General features: G+C 45.9%; 10 protein-coding genes. 7 read left to right on the top strand and 3 right to left on the bottom strand.

Going from position 1 to position 14998, the window contains the following annotated elements; genetic code table 11:
• Positions 1 to 96 precede the first annotated feature (96 nt).
• From ACXIT9_RS10390 to lpxB, 7 genes are all read left to right on the top strand, one after another.
• A complete protein-coding gene (locus ACXIT9_RS10390) occupies positions 97 to 3084 on the top strand; it encodes a SusC/RagA family TonB-linked outer membrane protein (protein ID WP_458056162.1) in 2988 nt (995 codons plus the stop codon).
• 13 nt (positions 3085 to 3097) lie between these two features.
• Positions 3098 to 4537 carry a RagB/SusD family nutrient uptake outer membrane protein gene (locus ACXIT9_RS10395; RefSeq protein ID WP_458056163.1) on the top strand — a complete coding sequence of 480 codons (1440 nt, stop codon included), beginning with the start codon at positions 3098 to 3100 and terminating at the stop codon, positions 4535 to 4537.
• Between the two features lie 13 nt (positions 4538 to 4550).
• Positions 4551 to 5504 (top strand): hypothetical protein, encoded by a 954-nt coding sequence (locus ACXIT9_RS10400; protein WP_458056164.1) that lies wholly within the window; start codon positions 4551 to 4553, stop codon positions 5502 to 5504.
• Positions 5505 to 5591: 87 nt separating this feature from the next.
• Complete coding sequence (locus tag ACXIT9_RS10405) at positions 5592 to 9035, top strand: S8 family serine peptidase (protein ID WP_458056165.1); 3444 nt, start codon at positions 5592 to 5594, stop codon at positions 9033 to 9035.
• Position 9036: 1 nt separating this feature from the next.
• A complete protein-coding gene (locus tag ACXIT9_RS10410; RefSeq protein ID WP_458056166.1) occupies positions 9037 to 9738 on the top strand; it encodes a hypothetical protein in 702 nt (233 codons plus the stop codon).
• A 138-nt stretch (positions 9739 to 9876) separates the two neighbouring features.
• Entirely contained in the window at positions 9877 to 10296 is a 420-nt protein-coding gene (locus tag ACXIT9_RS10415; RefSeq protein WP_458056167.1) for a 6-pyruvoyl trahydropterin synthase family protein, read from the top strand.
• A gap of 42 nt (positions 10297 to 10338) precedes the next feature.
• Positions 10339 to 11433 (top strand): lipid-A-disaccharide synthase, encoded by a 1095-nt coding sequence (gene lpxB, locus ACXIT9_RS10420; RefSeq protein ID WP_458056168.1) that lies wholly within the window; start codon positions 10339 to 10341, stop codon positions 11431 to 11433.
• 253 nt (positions 11434 to 11686) lie between these two features.
• Here the strand turns inward: lpxB and clpX are convergent, their stop codons facing one another.
• From clpX to tig, 3 genes are all read right to left on the bottom strand, one after another.
• Complete coding sequence (clpX, locus tag ACXIT9_RS10425; protein WP_458056169.1) at positions 11687 to 12916, bottom strand: ATP-dependent Clp protease ATP-binding subunit ClpX; 1230 nt, start codon at positions 12914 to 12916, stop codon at positions 11687 to 11689.
• Between the two features lie 2 nt (positions 12917 to 12918).
• Positions 12919 to 13590 (bottom strand): ClpP family protease, encoded by a 672-nt coding sequence (locus ACXIT9_RS10430; protein WP_458056170.1) that lies wholly within the window; start codon positions 13588 to 13590, stop codon positions 12919 to 12921.
• A 76-nt stretch (positions 13591 to 13666) separates the two neighbouring features.
• Positions 13667 to 14995: a trigger factor gene (gene tig / locus ACXIT9_RS10435; protein ID WP_458056171.1), complete on the bottom strand. Its 1329-nt coding sequence runs from the start codon at positions 14993 to 14995 to the stop codon at positions 13667 to 13669.
• Between the last annotated feature and the right edge of the window lie 3 nt (positions 14996 to 14998).

Consider the following 14998-nt stretch of genomic DNA (forward strand, 5'->3'; position numbering starts at 1 on the left):
TATCTTGTTTGTATGGTCGTAAATTTTTAAAACGAACTTGCATAATTTCTGGTTAATCTCTAACATTGCTCGAATGTTACACTTAACTAATCAAACATGAAGAAAATTTTACTATTTGGTTTGATGCTGCTATTTGCTTCTGCTTCGGCATTTGCGCAGAGCCGCATCATTACCGGTACGGTCATCTCCCAGGAGGACAATGAACCTGTACCGGGGGTGTCCGTTGTGGTGAGAGGAACCACGATAGGAGTTGCGACCGATTTAGACGGTAAGTTCTCCATTAGTGTTCCTGAAAACAGCAACACCCTTACCTTCAGCTTTATCGGGCTACGCTCACAGGATGTCAGCATCGGTAACCGGTCTATTGTAAATGTTACCATGGTCCCTGATGTGCAGTCTCTATCGGAAGTTGTGGTAACGTCCTATGGTGATCAGTCTAAAAGGGAAATTACAGGTGCTATTTCTTCTGTAAAAGGAGAGATCTTCCAAGATTTACCCATGCAGTCTTTTGATCGAGCTATCCAAGGACGTATCGCAGGGGTACAAATCACCTCAGGTACTGGGCAGCCAGGTGGTGCCATCAACGTGCGTATCCGCGGTGTCGGTTCCGTTAATGCGGGTAATGATCCGCTTTACATCATCGATGGGGTACAAGTGCCTTCTGGTGGTTTAGCGGGTCAAGGCTCTCAAAATGCGCTAGCTTCTATTAACCCGAATGACATCGAGTCTATCGAGGTTCTTAAAGATGCTGCCGCTGGAGCGATCTACGGTGCTCAGGCTGCTAATGGTGTGGTAATCATTACGACGAAAAGAGGTCAAAAAGGAGCAACCAAAGTACGTCTTTCTGTTCAAGAAGGGGTAGTTCGCCCTCTTGGTCTATACGATGTTATGGATGCCCGTGAATTAGCCACTTTGAAAATCGAGGCATTTAGAAACTCTGGCAGAAATGTAAACGATGCTATTTCTATTTATGGCAATCCTGAAGATCCAAACCTTTTTTCTAACAGCTGGGTGGACGCAGTTTTTGCTGATGATCGTTTAAGTGTATATGATCTATCCATGTCAGGAGGGGATGAAAAAACAACGTTTTTCCTTTCCGGATCTTTTACGAATCAGGGTTCTCAATTAGTTTCTGCTGATTGGCAGCGTGCTACTGGTCGTTTAAACTTGTCACATCGTCCGAATCAGAAGTTGACGATAAATACGACGCTTTCTTTAGCCTATCAGAAAACAAATGGTGCGATCGATCGCGGTAACTTCGTGAACTCACCTTTCCAAGCGGGCTTCACGGCGCGTCCTGGAGTTCCGATTCGAAATGAAGACGGTACTTTCAGAGACTACCCTTCTGATCACTTATTTGGCTATAATATTGTACAAGGTGCTGCCCAAGAATTGCGTTTGGCGAACACCGTTCAAACGGTTTCTAACATTCAGCTGAACTACCAGTTTACGCCATGGTTATCCTTTACCTCTTTCGCAGGTATCGATTTCGCGGACATTCGTGAGGAAAACAATCGTCCATCCACTATCGCGGCATTCCGTGGCCAGGGAGGTAGCTCTGTTTTCGTCGATCGTCGTAATGTTAACTTTAACACGAACCAGAACTTTAACTTCAACAAGCGTTTTGCGGATGTACATACCATTTCGGGTATCCTAGGGTATGAGTATAAATCTGAGACGCGTGAATTTATGTCTGCTACTGGTCAGGGTTTCGCTAATCCATTACTGCGCTATCTGCAAAATGCTGCCGTACCTTTAAACGTAAACTCAAGCTTTACAGAGTTTGTGCGTGTAGGTTTCTTCGGACAAGCGAAGTACGATTATAACGATACCTACACAGCAGATTTCATCTTACGTCGTGACGGTCACTCTCGTTTTGGTGCGAACGTGCAGTATGGTAATTTCGGAGCTGCTTCAGTAGGTTGGAGACTCTCTAATGAAGGATTCCTTCGTGATGTGAGCTGGTTAGATAATTTAAGGTTACGTGCCTCTTACGGGGTAACGGGTAACTCAGAGATTCCTAATTTCGCTTCTTTATCTTTAGTGGCCTCTACAGGTCAGTATTTAGGCTCTCCAGGTTTAGCTCTTTCTCAGTTAGGAAATGACTTATTAACTTGGGAAGAAGCAGAAACGACTAACATTGGTATCGACGGTATTTTCTTTAATGGTCGCGTTATTACGACGATCGACTTCTGGAGAAGAGATTCTCGTGAGTTATTGTTCGCCACTCCATTGCCTTTTGACTCTGGTTTCGGATCTATCACGCGTAATGCGGGTCAAGTGCGTAATCAAGGGATCGACTTTGATATCCAGACAGTTAACGTTGTGGCAGGTAAATTCAGATGGTCGACTTCCTTTAACGTTACCTTCCTTGAAAATGAATTACTTTCTATCTTCGGGGATGATGAGCGTGTAGGTAACACGTTAGTGGTAGGTAAGCCTTTACAGCCTATCTTCCGTGCACGTTCATTGGGTGTAAACCCTGCAAATGGTCGTCCGATGTATTTAGATGCTAATGGAAACTATACCTATACCATTCGAGATGCGGACGTTCAAGATAGCTATTTAGGAAGCTTACTCCCTACATCCTATGGTGGATTTTCTAACAACTTTAGCTATGGTCCTTTCTCTTTAGAGGTCTTCTTCCAGTATCAGTTCGGTAACTTAGCCGTTAATGATGACTTATTAAATTTAGGTTCCACAGGATCAGGCCCTAATAACCAGCTAAGAGATCAAATGAACCACTGGAGACAGCCAGGTGATGTGGTTTCTAATCCGATGCCATGGGAAACAGGCGCACGTCCAGGAGGATCTTCTTATGTGTCGTTCTCTTCCCGCCAGGTGAGTGATGGTTCTTATATTCGCTTAAAGCAAGTGACCTTAAACTACGCTTTACCGACGACATTGACAAAGAAAGTCGGTGTAGCTCAGGCGAATGCCTTCGTTCAAGGAATCAATTTGTTAACCTGGACAAACTATGTAGGTATCGATCCTGAAGTTGCAGGTTTAGGTTTAGGTGGCTCTTTCTTCGCAGCCTTCCCGAATGCACAGCAAATTACTGCGGGTATCAATTTAAGTTTCTAATCCCAAGCATCACATGAAAAAGAATATATTTTCTATCGCACTCGCTGCCACTATGCTGGCCTTCGGCTCTTGTTCCGATGTGCTAGATGTGGATCCGAGACAAAGCTTAACGGTAGATCAGGCACTAGCCGACGTTAATGGCTTTAATGGTATTTCCTTAACGATGTATGGCCGTCTACGTAACTTCGGTTACTATGGGCAGACCATGATGATCGCCCCTGAAGTACTCGCTGATAACGTATTGATGATCGCGAATACAGGCCGTTATATCGGTGAAGAGGTAAACCAGGATCGTGCACATATGCAAATCTGGAACACCGCTATCTGGTCTGCTATTAATGATGCCAATATCATTTTAGATGGTGTAGATAACGTCCCAGGTGCTGAGGCCACGAAAAACCGTTTAAAGGGAGAAGCGCATTTTGTGCGTGCACTCACACACTTCGATTTCGCTCGTATTTATGGCTATGAGCCGAACCGTGAAGTGAATAACTGGAATCTTTCTACTATTCTGCGGACGAATGCGACTCTTTCCTTTTCGGATGCGGACCTTCGTACGCGAAATACGATCACACAGGTATATGAGCAGGTGGAAGCAGATTTATTAGCAGCCATTGACCTTTTACCTCCTGTAGCGATGGGGGCTAGTCCAGGTGTGTATCGCGCTACGCGAGGTGCTGCTCAAGCGCTTTTAGCACGCGTTTATCTCTACTGGGGTAGAAACGACAGAGCGGCTGCACTTGCCACCCAAGCGATGGCGACGGTAGGTTTAGCTGAAAACGGTACCGGGCTCATCGAGCCAGATAACTATCGTAACGCGTTCAATACGTTCCCAAATCCTGAGTCGATTTTTGAAGTAGAAATCAGACAGGTAGACTGGTCTACAGTGGACGGGGTGAACAACTCTATGTCTTCTTTGACTTCAAATGCCTTCCCGAATGCTCAGTTTATCGCCAGTGCTTCCCGCGAGTTGATCGCGAGCATGGAAGAAGGAGATGCACGTATGGCAGCATGGGAACAGACAACTCGCGCAGGTTTTGCCGGTCCGGTTTTCGCCTCTAACAAGTGGAGAGGTGCTAAGGGTGAGTTCTTGGAAAATCTACCCATCTTACGTGGCTCTGAACTTTTCCTTATCCGTGCTGAGGCACGGCAGAAGCTAGGAGATAATGCGGGTGCACGTGCGGATTTGAATGCACTACGTGCCAAGCGTTCGCTTCCAGCAGTAGACGCTGGGTTAACGGGTAATGCTCTATTCGAGGCGATACTACAAGAAAAACGCGTAGAGTTCGCTATGGAAGGACACCGTTTCTTTGACCTGAAGCGTAATGGCCTTGCGATTCGCAAGCACAGAGGATTACCGCCAGTACCTTTTAATGACTACCGTATCCTCTCTTTCCTTCCACAGAGCCAGATTCAGCTGAACCCTGATTTGGAACAAAACCCTGGTTACTAAATCCTAAGCATTTATGAAAACGACAAAAATATACGCTTTACTTCTACTCTTCTTAGGAGGAATGCTTTCCTCCTGTATGGAAGAATCGGATTTCTTCGCCACTTGGGAGGGTATGGAGGTTGAGTTTGACGCCTCTACCTTACCTCAAAATGGCTTTGCAGCAAGCTTTGTTCGCTTAAGTGAAACTCAGAGAGACTTAGCGCAAGCGCAAATTAACCTAGTGGCTCCGCCTCAAAACCAGCCAGTGACTGTGAATGTAGAAGTGGTGAATACTTCTACCGCTGTTCGCGGTGTACACTATGAATTACCAAGTACATCGATCACTATACCTGCCGGTCAAAATATCGCGCAGTTCCCAATCGAAGTTTTAACGGGAAACATAACACCCTCTGAGACTCCGAACTTAGTGTTACGAATAACTGATGCGAGTAGTGGTGCGGTGGTTAGTGCGAATTATGCGCAAGTTACAGTTAGGATTCGTGTGGTTTGTCCTTCTGCCCTCGCTGACCGCTATGACGTGGCTTGGAATTTTATTCGTGTAGGTAATGGACAGGGTGGAATCAGTCAAAGCTTCACCTATGACAACCCTACCAGTTTCGGTGGCCAAGTAGTATTCACTGCTGCTACAGGTGCGGGACGTTATGCGCTCGATGATATTACTCTTGGTCATTTTGCGCTCGTCTATGGTGATCCTAAACAGGCTGGTTTTGTGACAGATGTCTGTGATGTTATCACAGGTGACCCAAGTAACAGAGATCAGTTTGGTGATACTTATACCATTAATGGACGCGTGGTAGATACGCCGAATCTTCCAGATGTAGACTATGTCATCGAGATTACTTGGGTGAATTCCTGGGGTGACGGAGGTACGGCCATTCTCTTCCCTGGAGCAGTAGAACCAGTGGATGATGGTAACACGAGAACAGAGGATCGTCTAGACCGCTCCTCGCTTCCTAAGAAAGGTTAAATAAGCAACGAAAAGCGGGATATTTTTCCCGCTTTTTTTTTAACTTTTCATATATTGTGAAGTTATTATTTGTTGAAAGAGATGTGTATGAAAAGAAGCTTTACTAAAATTACCTTATTATTTCTTTTAATCGGGCAAATATCCTTTGGCCAAGGTATCGAGGCAGAGGACCCCACTTTAAAAGAACTCAGAATCACGATGCGGGAAGGTTTTGACACCCGTTTTCAGCAGCTGATGCCGACCAAAGAAGAGGTGAAAATGCGCGCCGCAGCCCTTGGGTTTCCACTCAGTTATGCCCTCGATGGTGAGCGGACAGCCACCCTACAGTATTTCGATGCCCAAAATCATCCGGTTTATTTTACGACCATGAATACGGGCGCTGCTCAGTCCACAGGAGTGTCAGCACTCCAACCGGGAGGAGCTATGGGCACTAATTTGAATGGTCAGGGACTCACCCTCGGAATTTACGATCAAACGCGCCCCAGACTCGATCACGTCGAGTTTCAAAATAGAATGCGGCAAATCGATGGCTCTACCGAGACCATTAGTAATCACGCCACGCACGTAGCCGGAACCATGATCGCCGCTGGTATCAATCCGAATGCTCGTGGAATGGCCTTTGCAGCCACGGGCTGGTCCTTTAACTGGGACGCTGACGTCTCTAAAATGAATGCCAATGCCTATGATCCTGTCATTCGGCCAAATGGACATTTGGTCTCTAACCACTCCTATGGCTTCGTTCTAGGGTGGTTTCGAAATAATGCCGGTAACTGGCAGTGGGCTGGAAATACCTCTGTTTCCACACAAGAAGATTTTCGTTTTGGTTTTTACTCTGGTGTGAGTCAAGCATTGGATGCTTTGGCTTTTTCGCTGCCTTATTATACGATTGTGTGGGCTGCCGGAAATGATCGGAATGACTCCGGTGACGGTTCTCGGCCGCCGGATGGACCTGAAGATACCATTGGCCCGCAGGGCGTAGCTAAAAATGTGATCACAGTAGGTGCTGTTAATCGCGTGCTAAATTATACGCAGCCCAGCGACGTGGTCATGAGCTCTTTTTCTTCATGGGGACCTACAGATGATGGGCGTATCAAACCGGATTTAGTCGGTGTGGGTGTAAGTGTATTTAGTGCGGCTATCGCGAACGGTGGGGAGTCCGACTCCTATGCCAGTCTCAGCGGAACTTCCATGGCTGCGCCTAATGTGGCGGGTGCACTAGCACTTTTACAGCAATTATATGCCCAGCGTAATGCCAATCGCTACATGCGCTCTTCTACCTTAAAAGCATTAGCGATACACACCGCGCGAGAGGCCGGGCCAAATCCTGGTCCTGATTATGCCTTTGGCTGGGGACTTCTGAATGCTGAGGCAGCAGGCTTGCAGATTATGGAGGAAGACGGTGTGGGACGCTTAATCCGTGAAGAAACACTTCGCAATGGGGAAACTTTTACCTATGAGTTTATTTCTGACGGCAGTCCGATTCGTGCCAGCATCGCCTGGACGGATCCTGAAGGTAGTCCTTCGCCTACTTCCTTAAATCCTCGGGATATTAAACTAGTAAATGACTTAGACTTACGTATATTTGATGACCAGGGACGTGAATTTTTCCCCTGGACACTAGACCTGACACGCGGTGCACTTGCTCCTGCCAGTCGAAATCAAGATAATATTCGGGATAATGTCGAGCAAGTTTGGATTCCAAACCCAGAGCCAAGACGCTATACCTTGCGCGTGTCGCATAAGGGAAGCTTGCGCAATGGGGCCCAAGAATTTGGACTTATTTTTACAGCTGGTGTGCAAGATGCCAGTGCCGAAACGCTCTACTGGATAGGTGGAGCCACGGGCGATTGGACGAATCCTACCAACTGGTCACTAAATCGGGGAGGCGCACCCGCAAATCGTGTTCCTGGGTCAGGAACCCGGGTAATCTTCGATCAGGAGGCAGCCTTATCCATTCGTGTGCCAGCGAACAGTCAGGCCTTTAGCCTAAATACCTTTGGTCAAGAAGTGCGTTTCGATCTCGAAGGTAACACCTTAGAGATTGCGAACGGTATTCGACTGGCTAGTGCGGCTACCGTATTTACGAATGGTGGTTTTGTGTTGCGCTCTGATTCACCAAACCCTCAGCAAGTATCTTTTGCGAATGCATCTTTCACGAATTTCTTTACCCGTGTAGAGAGTGGCAGCTGGAGCTTTCAGTCTGTGGGAAGCCTAGGCGACCTTACGCTCGTAGGGGGACAAGTGCAGCTAGATCAAAGTACGCTTACCGTTCAAAGGCTGAATATGCAAGCCGGCACTCGGCTTTCGGGTGTAAATACACTCGTTTTTCAGGGAGATTTAGATGTGGCGCAGGGTGCAACCTTGCCCGCAGGGCTCACCTTACGCTATGCGGGTTCTGGTGAAGCGATGTATCGCCTAGGAGCTACACCGGCACCTGGTGCGCTCGAGGTGCAGTCGGGTGAATTAACTGTATCTGCTTCCCCGAGTATGGGGCGCCTTCGCGTGGCTTCTGGTGCTTTACGCATCGCGCAAAATTCCCTGCAAGTGGGTACTTTAGAGACCTCAGCCTCCGCACGCATCGACTTACAGGCCAATACCCTTCGCGTGACGGGGAATTGGGATCCTACCGGACTGCAGTCAGGGGCACGTATAAGTTCTTCTACGACAGGCTTGTTTATGTTTGACCCTTATGTGCGTCTCTGTATCGAAAATCTAGCCGTAGAAAACGTAAATCTCCAAACAGAGTCAGTGGTTACACTGGGCGCTAATGCTCAAATTGAAAATGCTACGGGCTGGCTATCGGTAGCTTGCCAGGATGCCGTGTTTGCGAATTTTGATGTGAGTTTTGCATGTGTAGGAGCTCTTACCGAGTTCACGAATACGAGTGAAGGCAATGTGTCTGCGTTCAGCTGGCTTATTAATGATGCTCCCGTTTCAGAGCAAGAGCTATTAACCTTTACCTTTGAGCAGACAGGTGTTTTCGCGGTTACTTTAGTGGCAGAGGGTGCTGGCCAACAGGTGCGCTTTACACGAAATGTGACGATAGTGGCCAATAATTTACCGCAGCCGAATATTGTCGTAAATGGAAACATGCTTACTTCTCAACAGCCAGGTGATGGGTTCCAGTGGTACTTGAACGGGCAGCCGATACCGGGAGCCACGAATCGTTCCTTTATTGCTGATGCGTCTGGTACCTACCAAGTAGCCCTTATTTCGGGAGCATGTAACCGTGTCTCCAGTCCCACAGTGGTGCTTTCGGCCACAGGAGAACCCGAACTAGCACAATTTGGGATATTTGTAGGGCCGAATCCTACGCGTGATGTGCTACGTGTAAACGTTTCGAATGCAGAAAGAGGAGAAGTGCAGCTACGTCTCATCGATATGCAGGGACGTACGGTGCAGGAGCAGGCGCTGCGCAAAGATGGCGAAGCATTCCAGACCAACGTCCAGATGCCTGCAGTAAATGGAGTATATGTTTTGGTGATCAGGATAAACAATACTATATTTACTAAGCGAATAATTAAAAATTAAAATGAAAAAAGTATTTGTCTTAGGGTTGCTACTGGCGCTTGGCTTTTCAGGTCAAGCCCAGATAGCCAACTTAAATATGAATGGGGTTCCTGTACGTGCCACCCCTTACAGCGGCATCGATGGAAGTCCTTATCTGTTTGATGACTGGTCTTATGCCGACATCACCCTTCGAGGAGGCGAGGTGAAGGAACGCGTTTCGATGAAGGTGAATACCTTCGAAAATGAGCTCGAAATTATGAATGAGCAGGGGACGCGTTTTATATTGGAAAAAAAGCAGGTGCGTAAGGTGTCTCTTGAGCGCCCAGCAGGAAAGTTTTCTCCTGATAAAGGGGAGCTTCGTACGCTAAACTTTCAGAGTGGATATGACGGACTTCGCGGTGTTACAGCAGATGATTTTGTAAATGTTCTGGCAGAAGGGAATTATTACACTGTCGTAAGGACTTTTCGTACTACTTTACAAGAGCCTGTGAAAAATAGTTATGCGCCCTCACCGGGCAAAATGTTTGTGTTCGGAGAAAACATCTATCTCTTAGGTGTAAATAAAGAAGCTGAAAGTGTACGGCTTAAAAATAATTCTATATTAAAAGCTTTGGCGCCAGAAGACCGTGCGCTAGCGAAGTCTATCCTGAAAAACAGGAACTTGAACCTCTCTCGGGAAGACCATCTAGTTACCTTCATCGAAGAGCTTAACGCAAATAAATAGTTTGTTTTTCGTACCTTATGAAAGTAAAGAGGCTAGCCTAAGCAGGTTGGCCTTTTTTTATTCTCTACGGGCTTTCCTATGTGGAAATCAAGTATTGTGCGTATTATTTTGTAATTTTGCGGTCTTAAAGCGTCAAGCATGGTATTAGTATGTCGTAAAGAGCACTTTAATGCTGCTCATAAACTGTGGAATCCCAACTGGTCAGAAGAAAAAAACAAGGAAGTATTTGGCCCTTGCGCCAATGTCAATTGGCATGGGCATAATTTCGAACTGATCGTAACCGTGAAAGGAACTCCAGATCCAGAAACAGGCTTCGTCGTCGATTTAAAGGCACTTAGCGACCTGATTCGTAAATTAATTATCGCTGAGGTAGATCATAAAAACTTGAACTTAGACGTTCCTTTTATGAAGGGAAAGATGGCGAGCTGTGAGATTTTAGTGATGGAGTTTTGGAAAATCTTAGCGCCAGCGGTGGCAGAAATCGTCCCTTTCGGTGGCTTGCATAAGCTGACGTTATATGAGACGCCACGCAATTTTGTAGAATACTACGGTGAATAAATACTGAAGGCCTCCACATGGAGGCTTTTTTAAGAATAAGCTATGCGGTACTATTTAGTAGCGGGGGAACGATCAGGAGATCTTCATGCCAGCAATCTCATCACTGCTCTCCGAGCAGAGGAACCTACGTCGACTTTTTACGGCATGGGAGGTGACCTAGCTCAAGCTGCTGGTTTGGAGTTAAGTTTACATTACCAAGAACTTGCGGTGATGGGCTTTTGGGAGGTACTAAAGGGGCTACCCAAGGTGTTTCGCTGCTTACAGCTTATCAAAAAAGATATTCGGGCACGACGGCCGCAAAAGGTGATCCTGGTGGATTATGGGGGTTTCAATATGAAAATTGCGAAGTTCTGCAAAGGGGAGGGTATTCCCGTGCACTATTATATTCCTCCGAAAATATGGGCTTGGAACAGGAAGCGCGCCTATAAACTGAAGCGCTACGTCACTGCCGTTTATTGTATCCTTCCCTTTGAAGCGAATTTTTTCCAGGAGTACGGTATTCCTACGCATTATATCGGTAATCCACTGCGTGATGAGATAGCGAAATTTTCTCCGAATCCTTTTTTTTACCAGAAAAATGAGCTCAGTTATCGCCCGATTATCGCGCTCCTCCCCGGTAGTAGGGAACAGGAGGTTCGAACTATGCTTGATACTATGCTGGCCATTCTTCCTCAATTTAGTGAATTCCAATTTTTGATTGCAGGTGTAGATAATCTGTCTCATGGACTCTACGCGAAGGCAGAAGCTGCAGGAATTCGCGTATTATTTAATCAGACTTACGATATTTTACATCATGCCTCCGCAGCGGTCGTTACTAGTGGTACAGCTACCTTAGAGGTCGCGCTATTCCGTGTGCCTCAAGTCGTGGTCTATCGCACCAGTCCACTTTCCTACGCCATCGCCAAAAGGCTTATTCGTGTCCCATTTATATCTTTAGTGAATTTAATTTCAGGCGAGGAGACAGTTAAAGAGTTGATCCAAGACGATTTCAATCCAGCGGCACTTAAAAAGCACTTGATGGATGCCCTACATCCTAGAAACAAACAGGCCACGCTTGCGGGCTATAGCCAAATCGCAGAGAAAATAGGTTTTCAAGACGCTTCCAAAGAAGCGGCACGCTTGATCGCGGCCTCCTGAGTGAGGTGAGCGCGGCGCTTTTGCATATGCTGCATTAGCTGAAAACCTACGTCAAAGTGGTATAGTGAGCCAGGCAGGATGTTGACTGTAGCATTCTGATCGGCTTAGATAGGGTAAAGGCAACCCCGTTTAAAAATTGGATCTCCCTGCTTACTGCTTACACGTGTCGAGAAAAAAAACCGTGTTGCTGAAAGTTTTTACTGTCAGCAACACGGTTTTTCGATTTATGGTATCGTTAAAGGTGTAAGTATTCTTAGGCTACTTTTACTTGCACTCGCTTGAATTTCGATTTCTCGAACTTTTCTTTCGCATAGGCAGCATCGATTACGAGTTCTTTTACTTCGTCCTGCGAAGGAAGTTCATACATCGCATCGTTGATAATCGCTTCACAGATGGAGCGTAATCCACGAGCACCTAGATTAAATTCCATTGCCTTTTCCACGATAAAGTCTAAGCCATCGTCCGTGAAGCTCAGCTTCACTTGCTCCATGTCCATCAGCTTTTTGTATTGCTTCGTCAGCGCATTTTTGGGCTCTGTAAGGATACTGCGCAGTGCTTTTTTATCTAATGGATCCAAATGGGTTACCACAGGTAAGCGTCCCAGAAGCTCTGGAATAATGCCAAAGGACTTTAAATCCTGTGCGGTCACATACTGCAGCATATTCTCACGATCCACATGGAGCTCATCCGTAGACTTGTTGAAACCTAGGGGCTGTGTATTCAGTCGCTTAGAAATATGCCGGCTGACACCGTCGAAGGCACCTCCGCAGATAAATAAGATGTTTTCTGTATTTACCGCAATCATTTTCTGATCGGGATGCTTACGCCCTCCCTGTGGAGGAACATTCACTACTGTGCCTTCCAGCAATTTTAATAAGGCCTGCTGTACACCTTCTCCACTGACATCTCGTGTGATCGAAGGGTTATCCGATTTTCGGGCTATTTTATCTAGCTCATCGATGTAGACAATACCGCGCTCAGCCGCTTCTACATTATAGTCAGCCGCCTGCAGTAAACGTGTCAATATACTTTCGACGTCTTCCCCTACATACCCGGCCTCTGTCAGGACAGTAGCATCAGCGATACAAAAAGGAACCTCTAAAATTTTAGCTAACGTTTTGGCTAGGTACGTTTTTCCAGTTCCTGTATCTCCTACCATGATGATATTTGATTTTTCAATCAGTACATCATCCTCTTTGCGCTTTTGCATCAAGCGCTTGTAGTGATTGTAAACGGCCACTGTCAACACCTTTTTCGCTTCGTACTGTCCGATGACGTACTGGTCCAAAAAGGTGGTTAGCTCTTTCGGTTTTTTTAAGTTAAACTGGGTTCCAACTTTATTTTTCTTTGTTTTTGCTTCCTCTCCGATAATTTGAAAGGCTTGGTCTACGCAAAAATTACAAATGTGAGCAGAAATACCAGAGATCATCAAATCGACATCTTTTTTATTTCTGCCACAAAACGAACAGGTTACCTGAGGCATTTTTATTTTGTTCTAATGAGGACTTCATCTATGAGGCCGTACTCTTTCGCTTCAGGAGCACGTAACCAGTAATCGCGATCCGAATCGCGCTCGATCTCTTCGAATGTTTTACCCGTGTGATGTGCTAAAATATCGTACAGCTCATGACGCATAGATAAGATCAGTTTCAAGGAAATTTCCATATCCTTCGACTGTCCCTGCATGCCTCCACTGGGCTGGTGAATCATCACACGGCTATGCTTTAAGCCGCTTCTTTTTCCAGCAGCACCTCCGGAAAGTAGCACTGCTCCCATAGAAGCAGCGATACCTGTACAAATAGTCGCAACATCTGGGGCGATGTATTGCATGGTATCATACATCCCGAGACCCGCCGTAACAGAGCCACCCGGACTATTGATATACATCGTCACGTCTTTCTTCGCATCCACAGATTCGAGGAAAAGCAGCTGCGCGATAATTACGTTCGCAATTAAATCATCCACCTGTGTGCCCAAAAATATGATTCGGTCCATCATCAAGCGAGAAAACACATCGATTTCACGGAAGTTCGTGGGTCGCTCCTCGATTACAGATCGGGTCATATTTTCTACATGTGTCGCATACTGGTCGAAAGCGTTACCACTTATTCCTCTGCCATGTACAGCAAATTTTCTGAATTCGTCTTTGTTAAACATATCCATCATTGGGTTTGATACAAAAATAAAAAAAGTCCTTGAGAAAGGACTTTTAATAAACGCTTTTGTTCGGATATTAGTTTTCGAGCATGCTCTTAAATTTCTCCACGGTCACCACCTCAGTGGCCGCCTCCGACTTCTCACGGACGAAATCTAATACCTTGTCGTTTTGGATGGAAGTCAACATCTGCATGTAATTGTTGCCTTCCTTCTCCTTTAAATAGTTATCTACAAAGGTATCCATATGCTGCTCGATCTGCTCGGACATGCCATACATACCCAGTTGCTCACGAATCATATCGCGCGTACGGGCTAGCACCTCTTCATGCGTGGCTTGAATGTCATTTGCCTTCGCAATCGCATTTGAAATTAAACTCCAGCTTAGCTGACGGGCGTAGGCAGGGTATTCTCTTTCCACCTCTTCCGTACTCACTTTGCCCTCATTAGAGCGAATAAGCCACTCTTTTAAAAATTCTTCTGGCAGTTGGATATTGGCTTGCGCCAAAAGCGTCTTCTTCAGCTCTTCATCTGAAAATACACGAAGTTCGCGGTTGTAATTTTCAGCTAATAGCTCTTTTACTTTCGCTTCGAATTCTTCTTCATTCGACACTACGCCTGGGCCGAAAGCGCGATCGAAGAACTCTTGGTTAAGTTCCACAGGCTGCGTTCGGGAGATTTTTTCAACGATCAGCGTACAAGGTCCCGCTAACTTTGTTACATCCTCTTCGCTTACCTGGAAAGTTTCTGCTAAGTTTTCGGAAATAGCTTTAGAAGGATCGAATTCAACGATATCGCCAACTTTTAAGCCTACAAATTTTTTCAAAGACTTTTCATTTACCGCGCTGAGCTCGAAGGAAACCTCTTCTTCAAATTCACCATTAACAGACTTTAGAACACCTTTCAGGCTATCTCCCTCAGCTGAAGCCTCCGCATCTATTTTTTCACCATTTTGCTCACGTAAATTGGTAATGGTTTCTTGGATGGTCTTTTCATCCAGCTCGATTTCGTATCTCGTGGCATTTAAAGACGCATCCACTTGAACCTGTACATCTTCCACGAAGCCGATTCGATAAGTGAAGTCAAAGGTCTTTTGATTTTTCCAGTCGATAGCATCTGCATCTTCAATTTCAGGAAGAGGCTCTCCGAGGATACGGAAAGACTGCGCCTTGAGGTAGGTGTTGAGCTCTTCAGAAAGTATCGTATTAATTTCTTCTACTAAAACAGAAGTTCCGTACATCTTTTTGACGATCCCTACAGGAGCTTTACCGGGGCGGAATCCTTTTATATTCGCTTTTTTTGCGTAATCTTTCAGTTTAGCATCTACCTTCGGTTGGTAATCTGCTTCGTTTAAAGTAATTTTAACAGAAGCTTGATTTTCGGTGTGCTTGTCTAATGTGATTTCCAAGGC

It is taken from the genome of Nitritalea sp. (assembly GCF_054166705.1).